The 19,662-nt window shown below is 72.3% G+C and carries 18 protein-coding genes; 6 read left to right on the top strand and 12 right to left on the bottom strand.

Going from position 1 to position 19,662, the window contains the following annotated elements:
- Positions 1 to 35: 35 nt before the first annotated feature.
- Positions 36 to 173, top strand: coding sequence for a hypothetical protein (locus BLU82_RS34455; RefSeq protein WP_157741273.1), 138 nt, complete (start codon positions 36 to 38; stop codon positions 171 to 173).
- Positions 174 to 187: 14 nt separating this feature from the next.
- Here the strand turns inward: BLU82_RS34455 and BLU82_RS26250 are convergent, their stop codons facing one another.
- Positions 188 to 514 carry a hypothetical protein gene (locus tag BLU82_RS26250; RefSeq protein ID WP_092626316.1) on the bottom strand — a complete coding sequence of 109 codons (327 nt, stop codon included), beginning with the start codon at positions 512 to 514 and terminating at the stop codon, positions 188 to 190.
- A gap of 53 nt (positions 515 to 567) precedes the next feature.
- Between BLU82_RS26250 and BLU82_RS26245 the strand changes: the two genes are divergently transcribed.
- Positions 568 to 1,272, top strand: a complete 705-nt coding sequence (locus tag BLU82_RS26245; protein WP_092623897.1) for a copper homeostasis protein CutC — start codon at positions 568 to 570, stop codon at positions 1,270 to 1,272.
- The gene (locus tag BLU82_RS26240) at positions 1,269 to 1,529 is read left to right on the top strand and encodes a DUF4031 domain-containing protein (protein ID WP_092623896.1); all 261 of its coding nucleotides are present in this window, start codon (positions 1,269 to 1,271) and stop codon (positions 1,527 to 1,529) included. The genes BLU82_RS26245 and BLU82_RS26240 overlap by 4 nt, the downstream gene beginning before the upstream one ends.
- An 8-nt stretch (positions 1,530 to 1,537) precedes the next feature.
- Here BLU82_RS26240 and BLU82_RS26235 read toward each other — a convergent pair whose 3' ends face one another.
- Entirely contained in the window at positions 1,538 to 2,158 is a 621-nt protein-coding gene (locus tag BLU82_RS26235; RefSeq protein WP_092623895.1) for a metal-dependent phosphohydrolase, read from the bottom strand.
- A 165-nt stretch (positions 2,159 to 2,323) separates the two neighbouring features.
- Here BLU82_RS26235 and BLU82_RS26230 point away from each other — a divergent pair, with 165 nt between their 5' ends.
- On the top strand, positions 2,324 to 3,571 hold the full coding sequence (locus tag BLU82_RS26230) for an MFS transporter (protein WP_092623894.1): 1,248 nt from the start codon (positions 2,324 to 2,326) through the stop codon (positions 3,569 to 3,571).
- On the opposite strand, the gene BLU82_RS26225 is transcribed toward BLU82_RS26230, so the two are convergent.
- The 6 genes from BLU82_RS26225 to BLU82_RS26200 all read right to left on the bottom strand — a co-directional run bounded on the left by BLU82_RS26225 (position 3,531) and on the right by BLU82_RS26200 (position 13,162).
- Positions 3,531 to 5,219 (bottom strand): FAD-binding oxidoreductase, encoded by a 1,689-nt coding sequence (locus BLU82_RS26225; protein WP_092623893.1) that lies wholly within the window; start codon positions 5,217 to 5,219, stop codon positions 3,531 to 3,533. The genes BLU82_RS26230 and BLU82_RS26225 overlap by 41 nt on opposite strands.
- Positions 5,216 to 5,986 (bottom strand): 1-acyl-sn-glycerol-3-phosphate acyltransferase, encoded by a 771-nt coding sequence (locus BLU82_RS26220; protein WP_092623892.1) that lies wholly within the window; start codon positions 5,984 to 5,986, stop codon positions 5,216 to 5,218. Before BLU82_RS26220 ends, BLU82_RS26225 begins: the two co-directional genes overlap by 4 nt.
- Positions 5,983 to 6,768, bottom strand: coding sequence for an SDR family oxidoreductase (locus tag BLU82_RS26215; protein ID WP_092623891.1), 786 nt, complete (start codon positions 6,766 to 6,768; stop codon positions 5,983 to 5,985). Before BLU82_RS26215 ends, BLU82_RS26220 begins: the two co-directional genes overlap by 4 nt.
- Positions 6,765 to 9,059 (bottom strand): HAD-IB family hydrolase, encoded by a 2,295-nt coding sequence (locus BLU82_RS26210; protein ID WP_197682488.1) that lies wholly within the window; start codon positions 9,057 to 9,059, stop codon positions 6,765 to 6,767. The genes BLU82_RS26215 and BLU82_RS26210 overlap by 4 nt, the downstream gene beginning before the upstream one ends.
- A 178-nt stretch (positions 9,060 to 9,237) precedes the next feature.
- Positions 9,238 to 11,268 (bottom strand): AAA family ATPase, encoded by a 2,031-nt coding sequence (locus BLU82_RS26205; protein ID WP_092626312.1) that lies wholly within the window; start codon positions 11,266 to 11,268, stop codon positions 9,238 to 9,240.
- A 247-nt stretch (positions 11,269 to 11,515) separates the two neighbouring features.
- Positions 11,516 to 13,162 (bottom strand): DNA repair helicase XPB, encoded by a 1,647-nt coding sequence (locus BLU82_RS26200; RefSeq protein WP_092623890.1) that lies wholly within the window; start codon positions 13,160 to 13,162, stop codon positions 11,516 to 11,518.
- Between the two features lie 36 nt (positions 13,163 to 13,198).
- Between BLU82_RS26200 and BLU82_RS35320 the strand changes: the two genes are divergently transcribed.
- Positions 13,199 to 13,810, top strand: coding sequence for a hypothetical protein (locus BLU82_RS35320; RefSeq protein ID WP_370246336.1), 612 nt, complete (start codon positions 13,199 to 13,201; stop codon positions 13,808 to 13,810).
- Between the two features lie 147 nt (positions 13,811 to 13,957).
- A complete protein-coding gene (locus BLU82_RS26190) occupies positions 13,958 to 15,595 on the top strand; it encodes an LCP family protein (protein WP_157741272.1) in 1,638 nt (545 codons plus the stop codon).
- A 12-nt stretch (positions 15,596 to 15,607) separates the two neighbouring features.
- On the opposite strand, the gene BLU82_RS26185 is transcribed toward BLU82_RS26190, so the two are convergent.
- The 4 genes from BLU82_RS26185 to BLU82_RS26170 all read right to left on the bottom strand — a co-directional run bounded on the left by BLU82_RS26185 (position 15,608) and on the right by BLU82_RS26170 (position 19,516).
- Positions 15,608 to 16,444 (bottom strand): DeoR/GlpR family DNA-binding transcription regulator, encoded by an 837-nt coding sequence (locus BLU82_RS26185; RefSeq protein WP_231947586.1) that lies wholly within the window; start codon positions 16,442 to 16,444, stop codon positions 15,608 to 15,610.
- A gap of 13 nt (positions 16,445 to 16,457) precedes the next feature.
- Positions 16,458 to 17,261 (bottom strand): carbohydrate ABC transporter permease, encoded by an 804-nt coding sequence (locus BLU82_RS26180; RefSeq protein ID WP_092623888.1) that lies wholly within the window; start codon positions 17,259 to 17,261, stop codon positions 16,458 to 16,460.
- Between the two features lie 72 nt (positions 17,262 to 17,333).
- Entirely contained in the window at positions 17,334 to 18,269 is a 936-nt protein-coding gene (locus BLU82_RS26175) for a carbohydrate ABC transporter permease (RefSeq protein WP_092623887.1), read from the bottom strand.
- Positions 18,266 to 19,516 carry an extracellular solute-binding protein gene (locus tag BLU82_RS26170; protein WP_092623886.1) on the bottom strand — a complete coding sequence of 417 codons (1,251 nt, stop codon included), beginning with the start codon at positions 19,514 to 19,516 and terminating at the stop codon, positions 18,266 to 18,268. The genes BLU82_RS26175 and BLU82_RS26170 overlap by 4 nt, the downstream gene beginning before the upstream one ends.
- Positions 19,517 to 19,662: the final 146 nt, after the last annotated feature.

Here is a 19,662-nt window from a genome sequence, read left to right as displayed (position 1 = left end):
ACCCCACTCATGGGTGGCCGGAAGGAGCGGACAAGGTGACAACGACACAGCTCCAGCGCCCCACGCTCGTGGCCCGCTGGGTGACGGTGACCGACATCTCCGGCCGTTCGCGGACGGAACAGCGCTGGGTCCCCGCCGAGGACGTCCAGCCCGCGGACGTGCGGGCGGCCTGAGCGGCGCGACCGGTCTACAGCGCGCCGAGCGGCGCCACCGGCCGGCCGGTCTCCTCACACACCCACTGCGGATCGGGCCCGAGTTCGGGCTCGATCCGCAGTTCGTGCGGCTCTTCGTCGTCGCACGACCGGCACGACGGCCACCGGCCCACCCCGGCGTCGAGCAGGCGGTCCTGCACGTCCTGCGCCAACTGGCCGGCCACGAACGCCGCGCCCTCGGGCCACTGCTCCACCCACCAGCGGCGTTCGGTCAGCGCCGCGTCCAGCACGTCGACCGCGGCGGCGACGTCGAGGCGGCGCGCGCCGAGGTCGCGCAGGACCATCGCCCGCGCCACCATCATCACGTCGTCGACCACGGCACCGATGGTGCCATCTTGCTGGCACACTGATCCACGTGCGTCCGCTGCTGGAGGTCATCGCCCTGGGTCCCGGTGACGTGCCCGGCGCCGTCGAGGGCGGCGCCGACCGCCTCGAGGTCGTCGCCGACATGGACGCCGACGGCCTCACACCGTCCCTCGACACCGTCCGCGATCTCAAACGCGCCTGCGACCTCCCGCTGCGGGTCATGCTGCGCTCCAACGACGGCTTCTCCACCAGCGGCTCGGAACTGGCCCGGCTGCGCATCGCCGCCCACCAGCTGGCGAACGCCGGCGCCGACGGCTTCGTGCTCGGCTTCCTCGGCCTCAACGCCGAGATCGACGTCGAGGCGACACTGGCGCTGGCGGAGGAGCTGGACGGGCGGCCGTGGACGTTCCACCGCGCCATCGACCACTGCCTCGACCTCGACGACGCGTGGGCTGTGGTACCCGGGCTGCCCGGTCTCGACGCCGTCCTGACCGCCGGCTCCGCGCGCGGCGTCGGCTCCGGCCTGGACGAGCTGTGCACGCGCGCGACCGGCTCGCCGGCGGCGGCCGACGTCATCATGGCCGGCGGTGGGCTCGAGCCCGACCACGTGCCCTGGCTGGCCCGGGCCGGCATCCGCCAGTTCCACGTGGGCAGCCGGGTCCGTCCGGGCGGCTCGTGGAAGGCCTACATCGACGCCGGGCTGGTGCGCTCGTGGCGGGTCCTCATCGACGATGCCGTGGCGGCTGCTCTGTGACGGTGCTCGTGGACCCGCCGGCCTGGCCCGGCCACGGTCGGCTCTGGTCGCACCTGGCGTCGGACGAGTCGTTCGAGGAACTGCACGAGTTCGCGGCGCGGCTGGGGTTGCCGGCCCGCGGCTTCGACGGCGACCACTACGACCTGATGGAGTCGGACTACCAGCGCGCCGTCGACGCCGGTGCGGTCCCCATCAGCAGCCGCGAGCTGGTCACCCGGCTGACGAGGGCCGGGTTGCGCCGCCGCAAGCGGCACTGACGCCGTGGTCAGTAGGCGGCGCGGAGCAGGGTGAGCTCGGTCCGCAGGTTGTGCCGGGCCTGGGCCTCCCAGCGGCGGCGGCCGTCGTCGGTGTGGAAGAGCGCCGGACGATCCAGCAGGCCCTTCAGCACGGCGGCCCGGCCGGCGGCGAAGTCGGCGTCGGACACGTGTGCGTAGTCGGCTCTGACGGCGGACGCGTAGGCCGCGTAGTCGGACGGAGTGCCCGCTAGCACGGCGAGGTCGGCGTCGCAGAGCACGGCGCCGTTGCCGTCGCCGGGCGCGGGATCGTGGCCGGCGGTGAGTAGCACCAGCCGCTCGACCTCGTCGACCTGCGCCGCCGGCCGGCCCAGCGACGTCAGCACCTCGCGGGCCAGCCGCGCGCTGGCCGCTTCGTCGTCGCCCGGCCGGCCGTCGTAGACGGCGTCGTGGAACCAGGCGGCGAACCGGACGGCGTCGTAGTCGGCCGCGGCGCCGGCCAGCTCGTCGACCGCGACCAGGACGGCGGCCAGGTGGCCGGTCGCGTGGTAGTGACGGTGCGCCTCGCCCCAGCGGGCCAGCAGATCCGCGCCGGCCGCCGTCGCCGCCGCCGAGTCGCCGGCCAGCGCGGCCCAACGTCGCTCGAGATCCATGGTCCCATCCTCCTCCCTCCCATGATCATCAATGATCCAACCACCCAGGTGGGGTTGGATCATTGATGATCATGGGGGCGAGCGGGTAAACTAGCGCCAGCACAGGGTTCCGTGCGCGACCTGGTGGTGGGGAGGCGCGCCGCCGAAGCGTTCCCCGGAGTTCCTGTGTCCCCTCTCGCCTCGTACCGCCGGCTGCTGTCGCTGGCCGGCCTCGGGTACGTCGTCGTCGCCTTCCTCGGCCGGCTGCCGCTGGCCATGAGCCAGATGGGCACGCTGCTGCTGGTGTCCGACGCCACCGGCCGGTACGCCGCCGGCGGCCTGGCCGCCGGCGCGCTGGCCGTCGCCAACGCCGTCGGGGCGCCGCTGGCCGGCGGCATCGCCGACCGCGTCGGGCAGCGGCCGGTCGTGCTGGCCCAGTCGCTGACGGCAGGTGTCGCGCTCGCCGCGCTGGTCGCGGCCGTCCAGTCCGACGCGAGTGTCGCGGTGCTGGTCGCCGCGGCCGCCGTCGCCGGGTTCACCATGCCGCAGGTCGGCCCGCTGGCGCGGGTGCGCTGGCGGCCCATCACGCACCGCACCGGCGCCGCGCAGCCGCGGCTCGTCGACGCCGCGTTCTCCTACGAGGGCGCCGCCGACGAGGCGTCGTTCGTGCTCGGACCGGCGCTGGTCGGCCTCGGCGCCGTGGCGCTGAGCCCGAGCGGCGCGCTGCTGGCCGCGGCCGCCCTGCTGGTGGTGTTCGGCTCCTGGTTCGCGCTGCACCCGACCGCCCGGCTGACGCACGCGCTGCGGGCGTCGGCGGCCGCGCACGGCACGGCGTTCGTCACCGCCGCGTTCCTGACGCTGTGCCTGGCCCAGCTACTCATCGGCGTGATCTTCGGCGCCACCCAGACCGGTACGACGGCGCTGGCCACGGCCGCGGGCACGCCCGGGATGGCCGGCCTGGTGCACTCGCTGCTCGGCGTGGGCAGCGTGCTGGCCGGGCTGGCGACGGCAGCGCTGCCGTCGCGGTTCGGCTACGACAAGCGGATCCTGGTGTTCGCCGCCGGGCTGGTGGTGCTGTCGGCGCCGCTGCTGCTGGCCGGGTCACTGGCCGCGCTCGTGCCGGTCGTGCTGGTGCTCGGCCTGGCCGTCGCGCCGTACATGATCAGCGTGTTCGCCGCCGCCGAGCGGACGGTGCCGGCCGCCCGCGTCGGTGCCGCCATGACGCTGCTGGCCGGCGCCACGGGCATCGGCTACGCCGTCGGGTCAGGCGTCGCCGGCCGGTTGGCCGACCTCGGCGGGCACCGGCCCGCGTTCGCCGTCACCGTCACCGCCGCGGCACTCGCGGTGCTGCTGGCCGTCGTCCGGCTGCGCATCCAGCGCCCGGCGGCGGACGTCACCACTCCCGATGTGCTGGCAGCAGCGTCCCAGGGTTGAGGTTGCGGCCGGGGTCGACGGCCTCCAGCAGCCCGGCCATGACGTCGACGCCGGCCGGGGAGATGTCGTCCTCGAGCCAGTGCGCGTGGTCGGTGCCGACGCCGTGGTGGTGAGAGATAGTCGCCTCGTTGTCGATGAACGACTGCTGGATGGCCTTCTTCACCACCCAGTACTGCTCGATCTGCTCCGCCGCCACGTCGGTGCTGGGCGGGAACGCGAAGGTGAAGTACAGGCACGCGCCGGAGTGGTAGCTGTGCGACAGGTGGCACATCGCGAAGCCCTTCACGCCCAGCTCGGCGTAGGCCTCGTTGGCCGCGCGGATGGTGTTGGCGTACAGGTTCATCAGCTTCGACCACGGCGCCGCGGTCTCGGAGACGTCGCCGAGCGCGCCGATGTCGAGCAGGAAGTCGCGGATGTACGGGGTGTCGAACTTCTTCTGGTCGTACAGCGAGCCCGGACCCTTGCCCAGCTTGATGCCACCGTGTTTCTTCACGATCTTGCCGACGATGGCCTTCTCGTGCTTGAGGTGCGACTCGGCGCCCTCGTAGCCGATGTAGGACAGGCAGGCCGCGGAGAGGTCCCAGCCGCGCCGCTCCAGCACGTTGAACAGGATCGGCCCGGCCTTCGCCGCCAGCCCCTTCGACGGCTTCTGCATGGACAGCGAGAACGCGGTCTCGTTGGCGTCGGACACGCGGGTGACCGTCGGCGACGCGTCGGATTCGGAGATCTCGTGCATCGCCGCGACGCCGGCCGCCCACGTCGGGAACAGGTACGCGATGATCTCGCGGTTCTCCGGCAGCCGGTGCACGTTGACCCACGCCTCGGTGATGATGCCGAGCCGGCCCTCGGAGCCGAGGATCATCTCGCGCACGCTCGGCCCGGACGACGTGCTGGGCAGCGGCCGCAGCACGATGACCTTGCCCGGCAGCACGACCCGCAGGCCGCGGGTGATGTCGGCGATGTCGCCGTACTTGTCCGACTGCATGCCCGAACTGCGGGTCGCGATCCAGCCGCCGAGCGTCGAGTGCTTGAAGCTGTCGGGCTGGTGGCCCATGGTCCAGCCGCGGGCGTTGAGTTGGTCCTCGAGGTCCGGGCCGAGCGCGCCGGCCTGGATGCGGGCCAGCCCCGCCGCCTCGTCGACCTCCAGCACCCGGCTCAGCCGGCCGAGGTCGAGCGACACGACGACGCGCTGCTCGCCGGCCTGCGGGGTCAGCGAGCCGGAGATGTTGGAGCCGCCGCCGAACGGGATGACGACGCCGTCGGCCGCGACCACGGCGTCGACGACCTGGCGCACCTGGTCCTCGTCGGCCGGGTAGACCACGGCGTCCGGGACGCGGGGGAGGTCGCCGGCGCGGACGCGGACGAGGTCGACCAGCCCCTTGCCGTAGGTGTGCACGACGCGGTTGAGGTCGTCGGTGTCGACGTACTGCTCGCCCACGGCGTCGCGCAGCTTCGTGCCGAGGTCGTCCTGGAGCTGGGAGGCCGGCACCTCGAGGTCGTCGAACGCGGGCGGCGGCGTGCCGGGCGCGTTGAGGTCGAGACCGATCTTCTCCATGACGAACGGGGCCAGCTTCGGCTTGTCGTCGTGGGTGAAGGCGATGCCCTCGACTCCCCAGCCCCACCACTTCTGGTGCTTGACACCGGTCACGACGCCTCCTCCTTCTGGGCGTGGTCGCTCGCCTGCTCCGCCGGGTGCTCCGGCGAGGCGGCGTCGCGCAGCGGTTTCCCCTCGGCGTCGGGGTCGCCGGTGGCGACCATGGCCGCCACCTTCGCCTCGAGCCGCTCGGTCAGGTCACGGGTGCGTTCCCCCGGCTCCGGGTGGATCGGCGCGCCGATGACCACCGTCACCGGCGGCCGGCCCGGCTTCGGCCAGAAGTGCCCGACCGGCATGGCCGCGGAGGTGCCGATGATCGCCACCGGCACGCACGGCACGCCCTGCGCGATGCTCAGCGCGGCCGCGCCCGGCTTGAACCGCTTGACGCCGCTCTCGGTGTTGCGCCGGGTGCCCTCCGGGAACACGACGACGGGGACGTCCTCGCTCAGCAGCCGGTTGGCCAGGCCGCGGCCCTTGCCCATGTCGGCGTTGGTGCGGCTCACCGGGTAGGTGTTGAAGAACAACGACGTCGCGGCCTTCATCCACCACCAGCGGTAGAAGTAGTCGGCGGCGGCGTTGACGGCCATGGTGCGGGTGTAGCGCCGCGGCAGCTCCGTCACCAGTAGCGGCGCGTCGAGGTGGCTGCTGTGGTTGGCCACGACGATGAACGGGGCGTCGAGGTCGTCGAGGTTCTCGGCCCCGAGCACCGACACCTTCGTCGTCAGGTGCACGACGGGCCGCAGGAGCACGCGCTGCGCCACGAACCGGGCCCAGCGGTGCCAGGCCGCGTGGTACCTCTTCGTACTCGCCAGTTCGCTCATCGTCGTCCGCTCACCAGTCGCGCCGTGACCTTGCGCACCGCCGCCCGAGGGGCGTGCTCGGCCAGCCAGGCCAGGACCTTGAACCGTGCTGACGGTACCGAACGGACCCGCCTCTTCTCGACATCGGCCAGGCAATCGGCCACCACGCGGTCGGGGTCGAGCCACAGCGAGGACGGGATCGAGCTGGTGCGGATGCCGGCCCGCTCGTGGAACTCGGTGCGCACCCAGCCCGGCAGCAACGCCGTGACCTGCACACCCGTGCCGGTCAGCTCCAGCGACAGGCTCTCGGAGTAGGTGCGGACGAACGACTTCACCGCCGAGTAGCCGCCCATCGTGATGAGCCCGGCGACCGACGACACGTTGACGATGACGCCGTGGCCGCGCCCGCGCATGGTGCGCGCGGCGGCCGCGCCGAGCACCACCACCGCGGTGATCATGAGGTCGATGGCCTGCTCGTGCTCGCTGGTGTCGTCGGTGACCAGCCGGGAGTGGACGCCCTTCCCGGCGTTGTTGACGAACACCTCGACGGGTGCGCCGGTGTCGGTGAGCCGGGCGACGACGGCGTCGACCTGTGCGCGGTCGCCGAGGTCGGCCGGCAGCACCTCGACGTCGACGTCGTAGCGGCGGCGCAGCTCGTCGGCGGTGCTCTTCAGCCGGTCCTCGTCGCGGGCCACCAGGACGAGGTCGCAGCCGCGCGCGGCCAGGGCCCGGGCGAACGCGAGGCCGATGCCGGACGTCCCGCCGGTGATCAGCGCCCGGCCGGTGAGCAGCGGCGCGGTCATGCCCGTCGTGCTCCCCGCACGCTGCGCACGACCGGCGACAGCCGGCCCTCGGCGGTGGTGGTCCAGGTGTGCACCGGCCAGCGCTTGGACTTGGCGTAGCGGTACAGGCTGGCGTCGGGGTTGACTGCGCTCGGGTGGCCGACGACCTCCAGCCAGGAGCGGTCGGCGTAGCTGTCGCCGTAGGCGTAGGAGCCGGCGAGGTCGAGCCCCTCGGACCGCGCGTACCGGCGCAGCCAGGCCGCCCGGGCCTCGCCGACCAGCGGCGGCGTGGCCAGGTGCCCCGTCCAGCGGCCGGACTCGTCGGACTCCATCTTGCCGGCCACCATGACGTCGAACAGCGGCGCCAGCGGCTCGACGAACACGTCGATCTCGCCGGTCAGCAGGACGGTGCGGTGCCCGGCCGCGCGGTGCGCCTTGATGCGCTCGAGCGCCTGCTCGAACAGGCCGCGGTGCAGCGACACCGTCACCTCGTCGGCGATGACCTTGCGCAGCTCGTTCTCGTTGACGCCCTCGTAGCGGCGCATGAACGTGCGGATGAAGTCGCCGCGGTCGCGCCGCTCGGCCTGCAGGTAGCGCGGGCCGAGCGCGACCAGGTTGCTCAGCACGACCGGCCACCGCGACAGCGGCTTGGCGGCCAGCTCGATCCACACGTAGTGCTCGACCAGCGTGGCCGCGGCGACCGTCTTCTGCAGGTCGAAGACGGCGACGACGTCGGTGCGCCGCGGCAGCTCGAGCGGCGCCGGGCCGGAGCCCGAGCCGTCGCCGCCGCTGCCGCGGGTCAGGCCGGGCACGCCGGGGATGTGGATCTTCTGCAGGTAGTGCGCCCAGTCGATCTCGGTGACGTCGAAGCCGTGCTCGGCCTTGCGGTCGTCGGGCAGCGACGCGTGCAGCTCGCGCAGGCGGGCGTCGTCGAAGATGACCTCGGTCTCGGTGTACGGCTGGTACAGCGAGGTGAACTTGCGCAGGGTGTCGAGGTCGCGGCGGGCGCGGTAGATGGTGGAGATCCACTTGCGCGAGCGCTCGCTCGGCGGCAGGCGGTCGACGGCCTTGTCGGCGAGGTCGACGACCCGCTCGCGGCGGCGCAGCGCCCGCTCGACCACGCCGCGGTGCGGGAACGACCACGATGGGACGGCGACGTGTCCCTTGGCGTCCTGGAGCGGATTGGCCTCGAAGTACTCGTGCACCAGCCGCAGCAGCCGCCCGAACGGCAGCGGGTTGGTGATGCCGGAGCTGACCTGGAAGTACTGTGCCTCGCCGGGCGGTGGCGGCGCGGCGGCCGCGGCCAGTGCGGCGTTGACGACGTAGTCGACCGGGATGACGTCGAGCACGGTGTCGGCCAGCGCCGGGAACTCCGGCAGCAGGCCGCGTCCGTACGCCGCGATGAGCGGGTCGGCGACCTTGAAGCCGTCGATCCAGCCCGGGAACGGGTGCTTGAGCGACGACTCGATGATGGTCGGCCGGACGACCGTCAACCGGTGGCCGGCGCCGGCCCAGAGGTCCTCGGCGACCCGCTCGCCCAGCGCCTTGGTGAAGGTGTAGACGTCGGGCCAGCCCAGGCTCTGCGCGCGGGTGCGGCCGGCCTCGACCAGCTCGTTGCGGACCCACTCCTGGCGGGCCTGCTCGGCGGCGTCGGTGACGACCCGCGCGCCGGCCCGGCCGTGGTCGGCCTGCGCCTGCGTGAGCAGCCGCTGCAGCAGCCGCGGGTTGCGCGACAGCCGCTCGGCGTCGGGGCGGGCGGCCTGCGCGTAGGCGAGCTCGGCGACGCGGTCGACCTCGTGCTCGAGGCTGCGCTCCTCGGCGATGCCCTTGCGCAGCCCGGCGACGTAGCCGGTGGAGACGTGGACGACGTGGGGGTCGGTGCCGCCCGCGAGCAGCGCACGGTACAGCGACTCGGGCCCGGAGACGTTGGAGTCGAACGCCTCGTCGATCGGCAGGTCGAAGGAGACCGTCGACGCGGAGTGGATGACGACGTCGACGTCGGCGGGCAGTGGCGGCAGGGCGCCGAGGTCACCTTCGAGGACGGTGACCCGCGCGCGGTACTGCCGCTCGGCCTCGTCGTCGCCGACGGCCTTGCGCCAGGCGCCGAAGACGGGCTTGCGGAACAGCCGGTCGATGCGGTCCTGTGCGCTGAGCGCGCCGCGTGGCCGGACGATCAGGCTGACCCTGGTGTCGGGGTAGCTGGACAGCAGCTTCTCGAGCAGAGCCTGTCCGACGAACCCGGTCGCGCCGGTGAGGAGAACGTGTGCGCCGTGCAAGATCGAGGTTCCTCCGCTGGCCGTGTCGGCGCTCACCGGCGGATTCCCGAGGCACCGCGTCCGGCCTGTGCCAGGTCGAAGTCAGATGCCATGCGCCCTCCCCAGGCAGGTGCCGCCGCTCGGTCGAGCGATGTTTCGGGGGGTGCCGATGACCCCATACGCCGTGCAGACAATACACAGAATGTAGCCCTTGGCGGGCATCGCCATCGTATCGCTACTGGTGAATCAGTGGATCGGGCAGCGGCTCGCGGTGCACGACGGTGAGCGACGACACCGCGCGGGTCAGCACGACGTAGAGGCGGCGCAGCCCGGCCGGCTCGGCGGCGACGATGGCGGCCGGCTCGGCGACGATCACGTGGTCGTACTCCAGACCCTTGGCCAACGTGGCCGGGACCAGCGTGATCCGGGCGTCGTCGGCCAGCCGGCCGGCGGGCAGGCCGGCGGCGTCGAGGGCGGCCGCGGCCGCGTCGACGGCGTCGTCGGCGACGATGATGCCGAGCGACCCCTCGCGGGCGGCGACGTCGCGCACGGCATCGACGATGGCCGCGTCGAGCTCGCCGCCGGTGCGCGTGACGTCGAGGCGGCCCGGATTGGACCGGACCGGCACCGGCGGCGCCACACCCGGCGCGATGACCGGCAGCAGCTGCCCGGCGAACTCGACGACGGCGGCCGGGACGCGGTAGCCCTTGCGCAGCACCTCGAGGTGGGCGTCGTCCTGGGCGAGATGGCGCAGCGCCTCCGGCCAGGACGGCGTCGCCCACGGGGTGGTGCCCTGGGCGATGTCGCCGAGGACGGTGAGCGAGCCGGTGGCGGCGCGGCGGCCCACGGCGCGCAGCTCCATGGGGGAGAGGTCCTGCGCCTCGTCCAGCACGACGTGGCCGACGCCGGAGATCCGCTCCAGCAGCGCAGCCGCCTCGTCGACGAGGACGGCGTCGGCGTGCGACCACGGCGCCGTCTTCGGGCCGCGGGCCGGCTTGCGCCACAGCAGCCGCTGCTGCTCGTCGGCGTCGAGGATGCCGCCGGCGGCCGCGGCCAGCAGCTGCGGGTCGCTGAGCAGCCGCAGGACCAGCTTCACCGGGTCCAGCGCCGGCCACAGCTCGTCGACGTACGCCTTCACCGGCCGGGACCGGGCGACGGCGTTCTGGACGCGGTCGTCGGTGATCTCGCCGGCCGACTCCATGCGCAGCAGGACGCGGTGCGCCAGCCGCTGGCCGAGCAGCGCGCGGGCCGTCGTGTAGCCGTCGCCGCGTTCGCGCAGCGTCCGGATCGCGTCGGCGACCTCGTGCACCGGCACCCGCCAGCGCCGGGTGCCGCGGGCGACGTAGAGCGTCTCGGTCGGCTCGGCGAGGTGCGACCAGATGGCGTTGCGCAGCACCTCGGCCATGCGGGCGTCGCCCTTGAGCGTCGCCGTCTCCGGGTCGTCGGCGCCGCGGACCGGGACGCTCTCGACCAGACCGGCGACGGTGACCTGGCGGACGTCCACCTCACCGAGCGTCGGCAGCACCTGGGCGATGTAGTGCAGGAACGCCTGGTTCGGCCCGATGACCAGCACGCCGGTGCGGGCCAGCCGCTCGCGGTAGGTGTGCAGCAGGAACGCCGCCCGGTGCAGCCCGACGGCGGTCTTGCCGGTGCCCGGCGCGCCCTGCACGCACACCGTCCGGTCCAGGCCCGCCCGCACGACCTCGTCCTGCTCCGGCTGGATGGTGGCGACGATGTCGCGCATCGGGCCGACGCGCGGCCGCTCGATCTCCTCGGCGAGGATGCGGCTGGTGACGTCGGCCTCGCCGGGGTCGAGCAGGTGCTCGTCCTCGTACGACGTGAGGTCGCCGCCGGCGAACCCGTAGCGGCGGCGCAGCGTGACGCCGTGCGGGTCGTCGCGGGTGGCCCGGTAGAACGCCCGCGCCACGTCCGCCCGCCAGTCGATCACCATCGGGTCGCCGTTGCCGTCCATGACGTGGCGTCGCCCGATGTGGAACGTGTCGTCGCCGTCGTCGGCGGTGCGGTCGATGCGGCCGAAGAACAGCGGCAGCGACGGGTCGTCCTCGAGCGCCTTGGCCCGGCGGTACAGCGAGGCCTTGAGGTACTCCGTCGAGACGTGATCCGCGCTCTGCGCCGTCAGCGACAGGGTGTGCTCGCGCATGGCGGCGAGATCGGCGCGGGAACGGCGCAGATGCTCGCGCTCGGCACGCAGGACGGGGTCGGTGGACACAGGGGGCCTCCTAGGGCTCGGCGGAAGATGAGACATTCCGACGGCCCGGTGCCCCGGTCCGGTCGCGAAGGGCATCGGAGCCTAGTTCGCGACCGGCCGGGGTGTCCACCCAATTAGGGGGTGTCCCGTGGATCTTCGGCGGCGCGGATCGACGCCCAGACGCCGACCAGCTGCGTTGTCGTCGTCGCCCGATGGCACCGCATCGAACTACTTCGACGCCTTGCTGGATCGACGACTGGACGCCGCCCGCATCCACCAATATCCACGGGACACCCCCTGATCGTCAGCCCTCGCGGAGGAGGTCCTCGGCGTCGGCGATCTGGTAGGCGTAACCCTGCTCGGCGAGGAAGCGCTGACGGTGCTGGGCGAAGTCCTGGTCGACGGTGTCGCGGACGATGACGGAGTAGAAGCGGGCCGTGCGGCCGTCGGCCTTGGGACGCAGGATGCGACCGAGCCGCTGCGCCTCCTCCTGCCGCGATCCGAACGTGCCGGACACCTGGATGGCGATGCTGGCCTCGGGGAGGTCGATGGAGAAGTTCGCCACCTTGCTGACGACCAGCGTGCGCAGCTCGCCGGTGCGGAACGCGTCGAACAGCCGCTGCCGCTCGCGCACCGTCGTCTCGCCCTTGACGACGGGGGCGCCGAGGCGTTCGCCGATCTCGTCGAGCTGCTCGAGGTACTGGCCGATGACCAGCGTGGGCTCGCCGGCGTGCCGCTTCACCAGACCCTCGACGACGCGGGTCTTGGCGGCGGTGCACGACGCGAGGCGGTAGCGCTCGTCGGGCTCGGCGGTGGCGTAGGCGAGCCGTTCGCCGTCGGTCAGGGTGACGCGGACCTCGACGCAGTCGGCGGGGGCGATCCAGCCCTGGTTCTCGATCTCCTTCCACGGCGCGTCGTAGCGCTTCGGGCCGATCAGCGTGAACACGTCGTCCTCGCGGCCGTCCTCGCGCACCAGCGTGGCCGTGAGCCCGAGCCGGCGGCGGGCCTGCAGGTTCGCCGTCATGCGGAAGATCGGCGCCGGCAGCAGGTGCACCTCGTCGTACACGATGAGGCCCCAGTCGCGGGCGTCGAGCAGCTCGAGGTGCGGGTAGACGCCCTTCCGCCGGGTGGTCAGCACCTGGTAGGTGGCGATGGTGACCGGGCGAACCTCCTTCTTGGCGCCGGAGTACTCGCCGATCTCGTCCTCGGTGAGCGACGTGCGCTTGATCAGCTCGTCGCGCCACTGCCGGGCCGCGACGGTGTTCGTCACCAGGATCAGCGTGGTGGCGCCGGCCCGGGCCATGGCGGCCGCGCCGACCAGCGTCTTGCCGGCGCCGCACGGCAGCACGACCACGCCGGAGCCGCCGTGCCAGAAGCCGTCGGCGGCCTCGCGCTGGTACGGCCGCAGCGCCCAGCCGTCCTCGGCCAGCTCGATGGGGTGCGCCTCGCCGTCGACGTAGCCGGCGCTGTCCTCGGCCGGCCAGCCCAGCTTGACCAGAGCCTGCTTGAGGTTGCCGCGCTCGGACGGGTGCACGACGACGGTGTCGGGGTCGAGCCGGGCGCCCACGAGCGGGACGACCCGCTTGGACCGCAGCACCTCCTCGAGCACCGCGCGGTCGGTGCTGACCAGCACCAGCCCGTGGACGGGGTGGCTCTCCAGCCGCAGCCGCCCGTACCGGGCCATCGTCTCGGCGACGTCGACCAGCAGGGCGTGCGGAACGGGGTAGCGGGAGTACGTGAGCAGGGTGTCGACGACCTGCTCGGCGTCGTGACCCGCGGCCCGGGCGTTCCATAGGCCGAGCGGGGTCAGACGATAGGTGTGCACGTGTTCGGGGGCCCGCTCCAGCTCGGCGAACGGCGCGATGGCGCGGCGGCAGTCGTCGGCGTGGTCGTGGTCGACCTCGAGGAGCAGGGTCTTGTCACTCTGGACGATGAGGGGTCCGTCGTTCACCGCCCCATTGTCCCGTACCGTCGGTCCGTGAGTGAAATGGTCGAGCGCGTCACCGACATCGGCGACGACCCCGCCGCCTGGCTGCTGACCTGCTGGGCGGACGTGCGGCCCGCGCTGAACGACCACCTCGCCGACGTCGCGGCGGGCGCCGGATTCGCCGGCGTGCTGCGGGTCGACGGCGAGCGGGCCGGGTTCGGTCTCGTCATCGGCTCGACACGGCCGCTGTTCCGCCACTGGGCGACGGTGTTGCGGCTGCAGGTGCACCCGCGGTTCCAGGGCCGCGGCGCCGGCCGTGCGCTGTTCGAAGGCCTGACCCAGGGTGTGTCTCCCGGGTCCGTGGCCTACTGCGCGGCGCCCAGGCGGCGCCTCGCCGCGTTCTCGTCAGTCGTCATAGAACCCCGCTATGACTCCTTCCTCGGCCTTGCGAGGCATCCACCTGGACGCCGCTCGCTACGGCCGAGACCCGGGAGACACACCCTCGCCCGCGAAGACGGGCTGGAGTTCCTGCACCTGACCTATCGCGACGGCATGGGGCTGGACCGGTTCTACGAGTCGTGCGGGTTCGCCGAGGTGGGCCGCATCCCCGGCGCGATCAGGGTCGCGCCGGGCGACGACCGCGACTCCGTGCTCATGATCCGGAAGCTGTGAATCGGGACAGGCCGGGCACGCCGGGAACGCGGGTGCGTCGGTGGGAGTTCGACACGTGAGGCACAATGTCCGGCGACCCATCGGCAGCACGTCCCGAACTGGTGAGGAGGCAGCCCGCGCGGGGGCACGCGTGTGGTGGCGGCATCGATGAGCAGCGACGAGACGGTCGGCCGACGAGCTCGGGGGCGACGCACCAACGTCAGCCCGGCCGAGTTCCGCCGCTTCCTGCGCCAGGTCGGTGTCGGCACGCTCGTTCCGGGCGTCGGGCTCATCTCGGCCGGGCGGAAGAAGCTGGGCTGGACGATCCTCGCCGTGTTCGTGCTGCTCGCCGCCGGAGCCGTGGTCGCGGTGGTGCGCAGCGGGCGGTCGGGCCTGGTCGACGCCGGCACCGACACCGACACGCTGAACCTCATCACCGCCGGCCTCGCCGCCGTGGCCGTCGCCTGGCTGCTGACGGCGCTGGTCAGCCTGTACCTGTTGCAGCCGCGCGGCCTGCGAGGTCCGCAGCGGCTGCTGTCGGCGCTCGTCGTGGTGGTGGTCGCCTCGCTGGTGGTCAGCCCGCTCAGCCTCGGCAGCCGGTACGCGTACACCCAGCGCGACCTCATCGGCAGCGTGTTCGCCGACGACGACCAGCCCAGCCTCACCGTCCCCGACTCGTCCGACGAGGACCCGTGGGCCGGCCAGCAGCGGGTCAACGTGCTCATCCTCGGCTCCGACGCCGGCCCCGGCCGCGAGGAGACCCGCACCGACACCATCATGGTCGCCAGCATCAACACCGAGACCGGCGACACCGCGCTGTTCTCGCTGCCGCGCAACCTGCTCAACGTCCCGATGCCGGCCGACACCCCGCTGGCCGAGGCGTACCCCGACGGCTTCCGCGGGTCCGAGGAGGACGCCTACTACTGGCTCTCCTCGATGTACCGGTTCGTGCCGTACGAGTTCCCGGAGTACTTCGAGGGCATCCCCGACCCCGGCGCCGAGGCGATGAAGCTGGTCGTCGGCGAGGTGCTGGGGCTGGACATCCACTACTACGTCCTGGTCAACCTGCGCGGCTTCCAGTACCTGGTCAACGCCCTCGGCGGCATCGACATCGACGTGCCGTACCGCATCCCCATCGGCACCAAGGAGCAGTACGGCCGCTGCACCGAGCCGTCCGGCTGGATCGAGCCGGGCAAGAACCAGCACCTCGACGGCTACCAGGCGCTGTGGTTCGCGCGGGCCCGCTGCGGCCCCGGACCGGTCTCCGACGACTACGAGCGCATGCGCCGGCAGCGCTGCGTCATCGGCGCCATCACCGAGCAGGCCAACCCGACGACGCTGCTGCGCCGCTACCAGCAGCTCGCGCAGGCGGCCGAGAAGACCATGTCGACCGACATCACCCAGGCCCGGCTGTCCGACTTCGCCGAGCTTGCGCTGAAGGTCCAGGACGCCGGCGGCCTGCGCAGCCTGCCGTTCACCGACGACATCATCCAGTACCACGACCCCGACTACGAGCTCATCCGCGAGTTCGTCCAGGAGTCGCTCGACCCGGCCGCCACGCCGCCCGCGGAGGAGGAGCCGACGGAGCCGCCGGCCGAGGAGCCGACGGGGGAGCCGGCGGGCGACCCGACCAGCGACCCGACCGGCGAGGAGGAGCCGCCGGCCACCGAGGAGCCGGCCGACCCGCCCACCGGCGAGGAGGAGCCGCCGGCCGACGGCGAGACCCCGGCCGACGGCGAGACTCCGGCGGGCACCGAGACGCCGAACGACGCCGACGGCGCCGTCAACGTCGACGACGTCTGCTGACGCCAGGGTGCGTCAGACGACGTGCACCTCGACGCCCGCGGTGCGCAGGGCGGTCAGCTCGTCCTCGGGGGCGCTGGGGTCGGTGACCAGCACGTCGACCTGGTCGACGTCGCAGATGCGGGCGAACGCGCGGTGGCCGATCTTCTCGCCGGTGCCGGCGACGACCACGCGGCTGGCCCGCTGCACCATGAGCGCGTTGATGCCGGCCTCGCCGACGTGCCGGCAGGACGCCCCGCCGGCCGCCGTCAGCCCGTCGATGCCGAGGATGAGCACGTCCAGCCACAGCTCGTTGAGCACCAGCGTGGCCAGCGGGCCGGTCATCTCGTAGGACTGCGGCCGGGCCACCCCGCCGAGCGAGACGGTGCGGATGTGCGGGCGCAGCACCATCTCGGTGGCGATGTTCAGCGCGTTGGTGACGACGGTCAGCGCGTGCTCGCCGGAGTGCGGGCCGTGCTCGATGCGGGCGGCCAGCCGCCGCGCCGTCGCCGACGTGGTGGTGCCGCCGTTGAACCCGACCACCATGCCGGGCTCGACGAGGTCGGCGGCGAGCGCGGCGATGCGTTCCTTCGCGTCGCTGCCGGACGACGCGCGGTAGCGGGCCGGGAGGTCGTAGGCGACCGCCGTGGCCAGCACGCCGCCGTGGGTGCGGGTGACCAGCTGCTGCCGGGCCAGCTCGGTGAAGTCGCGGCGGACGGTCGCCTCGGACACCGACAGCGCCGACGCGGTCTCGGTGACGCTGAGGCGGCCCCGCTCGGCCAGCAGGTCGAGCATCTGGCGCCAGCGCCGGGCGCGGTCGGGCGCCTGCCCGTCCAGGTCGGTGCCGGCTTCCCCGGCCGGCTGGTCGGTCACGACGGCGTCCCCCTCACTTGACCGCCCCGGCGGTCAACCCCGCCACCAGTCTCTTCTCGATCAGCGCGAACAGCACGACCACCGGCACGATACCGACGATCGACACCCCGAACACATACTGCCAGGCCGACTCGTACTGCCCGACGAACTTGGTCAACGCGACGGACAGCGGCTGGTTCTCCGCCGTCGTCAGGATGACGAGGCTGGCGGCGAACTCGTTCCAGCAGGCGACGAACGTGAAGATGATCGCGGTGACCACGCCGGGCCAGACCAGCGGCATCGTCACCCGGCGCAGGATCTGCAGCCGCGACGCGCCGTCGAGCGCGGCCGCCTCGTCCAGCTCGCGCGGGATCGCGGCGAAGAAGCTGTGCATGATCCACACCGCGAACGACAGGTTGAACGCGCTGTTGACCAGGATCATCGCCAGCCAGGTGTCGTTGATGCCGAGCGTGACGAACTGCCGGAACAGCCCGGTGGCCAGCACCGTCGGCTGGAGCATCTGCGTCACCAGCACGAGCAGCAGGAACACCAGCCGGCCGGGGAACCGGTACCGCGCCGTGTAGTACGCGGCCGGCGCGGCCACGACCAGCACCAGCAGCGTCGCGCAGACCGAGATGACGATGGTCGAGACCAGGTTGTACGGCAGCGGCGTCTCCGGCGTCGACCACATGTCGACGTAGTTCGACGGCAGCCATTCCTCGGGCAGGAACGTCGGCGGGACCCGCAGGATCTCCGACCGCGACTTGAACGACCCGATCAGCATGATCAGGTACGGCAGGACGAAGACCAGCGCGATGAGCGCGCCGGCGGCGGCCATCAGCGGCCGGCGCGGGCTCCGTGCGCCCCGTGCGCCTCGGGTGCCTCCCGTGCGGACGGCGGCGGCCACGGCTCAGTCCTCCCTCATCGGCTTGACGACCTTCAGGTACACGAGGATCACGGCGAGCACGATGAGGAAGTTGACGATGCTCAGCGCGCTGGCGGTGTCGATCTGCCGATCCGCCCGGATGAACTTGAAGATCAGCGTGGTCGTGGTGTCGGCGTTGTAGCCGGGGATCGACCCGGTGATGACCTGCAGGATCGGCAGCGAGTTGAACACGTTGATGATGTTGATGATGGTGGCGACGGCGAGCGCGGGACGCAGCAGCGGCAGGATGATCCGCCGGTACGTCGCCCACGGTCCGGCGCCGTCCATGGCCGCGGCCTCGCGCACGTCCGCCGGGATCGTCTGCAACCCGGCCAGCAGCGTGTACGTGGTGAACGGCAGCGACACGAACACCGCGATGCCCATCGCCGTCAGGAAGGCGGGCACCGCGTTGCGGGTGAACCCGTACGGCTGGTCCAGCAGCCCGACGTCGACGAGGAACGCGTTGATGATGCCGTAGAACGGGTCCAGCCCGTAGTAGACGACGGTGGTGGTCATGACGACGCTGGCCGCCCACGGGATGATGATGGTGAGCCGGACGAAGCGCCGCCCCGGGAACGCCTTGTCCAGGAACTGCGCCAGCCCCAGCGACAGCAGCACCGTCACCACCACCACGCCGACCACCCACACGACGGTGTTCAGCAGCACCCGCGGCAGCGCGGTGAACTCCAGCAGCCGGGCGTAGTTGTCCAGCCCGGCCGGTCCGTTGTCGATGCCGAACTGGCTCAGGTCGCGAAACGACGTCCACGCCATGTAGCCGGCCGGGAAGAACACCACGCCGGCGACGAGGAGCAGCGTCGGCCCGAGCCACGGCAGTGCGCGGGCCGTCGCCGCCCAGCGGGAGCGGCCGCCCCGCGGCCGGTCGGAGGACCGGGTCGCGGGGCGGGTCGCGGTGGTCGTCATGCGTTGTCGGCGCTGGCCTGGATCTGCTGCAGCACGGATGCGGCGTCCTGGGTCTGGATCTGGCCGACCAGGCTCTGCAGCGCGCCCTGCGTGGCCGCCCATGCCTCGTTGGTGCTCGGGTAGAACTGCGCGTCGGGCAGCAGCGCGAGGAAGTCGGCGAACCGCTCCGCGTTGGCCGTGCCCTCGGCGCCGGACTTCGTGGTGGGCAGGAAGCCCTCGGTGTCGACGAAGCTCAGGTACACGTCGGTGCTGAAGAAGTGGTCGAGGAAGGCCGTGATGGCCTCCTGCTTGTCGTCGTCGTTGCGGAACGCCATCAGGTGGTCGGCGACGCCGAGCGTCACCGGCGATCCGTCCTGCGTGGGCACCGGCGCGATGCCGTAGTTGAGCTCAGGGTTGCGCTCCTCGATCTGCCCGATGGTCGGCGGCAGGCCGACGGCCATCGCGATGCTGCCCTGGATGAACACGTCGAGCATCGGGGTGCGGTCGGTGGCGCCCGGGTCGGGCTGGGTGGCGCCGGCGTCGATCATCTGCTTCATGAACTCGACGGCCGCGAGGTTCTCCGGGGTGTCGACGGTGATGGCGTCGCCGTCGGTCCACGAGCCGCCGCCGCCGAAGGTCCAGATCGACGTCTCGGCCTGCGCCTCCTCGCTGCCCAGCGGCATGCCGTAGCCGAACACGCCGGTGCCCAGCCCGGCGACGGCGGTGCCGGCGGCCAGGAGGTCGTCCCACGTGGCCGGCGGCTCGGTGATGCCGGCCTGGGCGAGCACGTCCTCGTTGTAGAACAGCGCCCGCGCCGACGCGATCATCGGCAGGCCGTAGACGGTGCCGTCGAGGGAGGCGTTCTCGACGAACGACTCCTGGAAGTCGCCGAAGGTGTCCTCGGAGACGACCTCGTCGGCCGGGTACAGCAGGTCGTCCTTGGCGAAGCCGCTGAACGCGTCGATGTTCAGGATGTCGGGCGCCTCACCGGCCTGCACCTTGGTGCGGATGACGTCGTTGATGTTGTCCCACGACTGCACCTCGAGGTTCACGGTGACGTCGGGGTTGGCCTCCTCGAACGAGGCGATGATCTCTTCCCACAGCGCCGTCGTGCCATCGCTGTACTGGGGGACCAGCAGGTCGAGCGTGGTCGAGCCGCCGCTCGCGGAGTCACCGCCGCCGCCGTCGTCGTCACCACCGAACCCGCACGCCGTGAGCACGAGGCCCGCCGCCACCGCCGTCGCCGTCAACGACACCAGTCGTCTCATGTCCGCCCTCCGGTCCGCTCACTGCGATGATTGTTTGTATGCGTTTCATGCACGTTTCGCGCACAATCTGTCGATGCGGGTACCCATCGTGGCGGCCGGGGGAAACGCTGTCAACAGGTCGTGACTGGACCGCAACCTTGATCGTA

It is taken from the genome of Jiangella sp. DSM 45060, from assembly GCF_900105175.1.
Taxonomy (GTDB): Bacteria; Actinomycetota; Actinomycetes; order Jiangellales; family Jiangellaceae; genus Jiangella.
The sequence above is the reverse complement of the archived record's forward strand: the minus strand, read 5'-3'. Positions and strand labels throughout refer to the sequence as shown.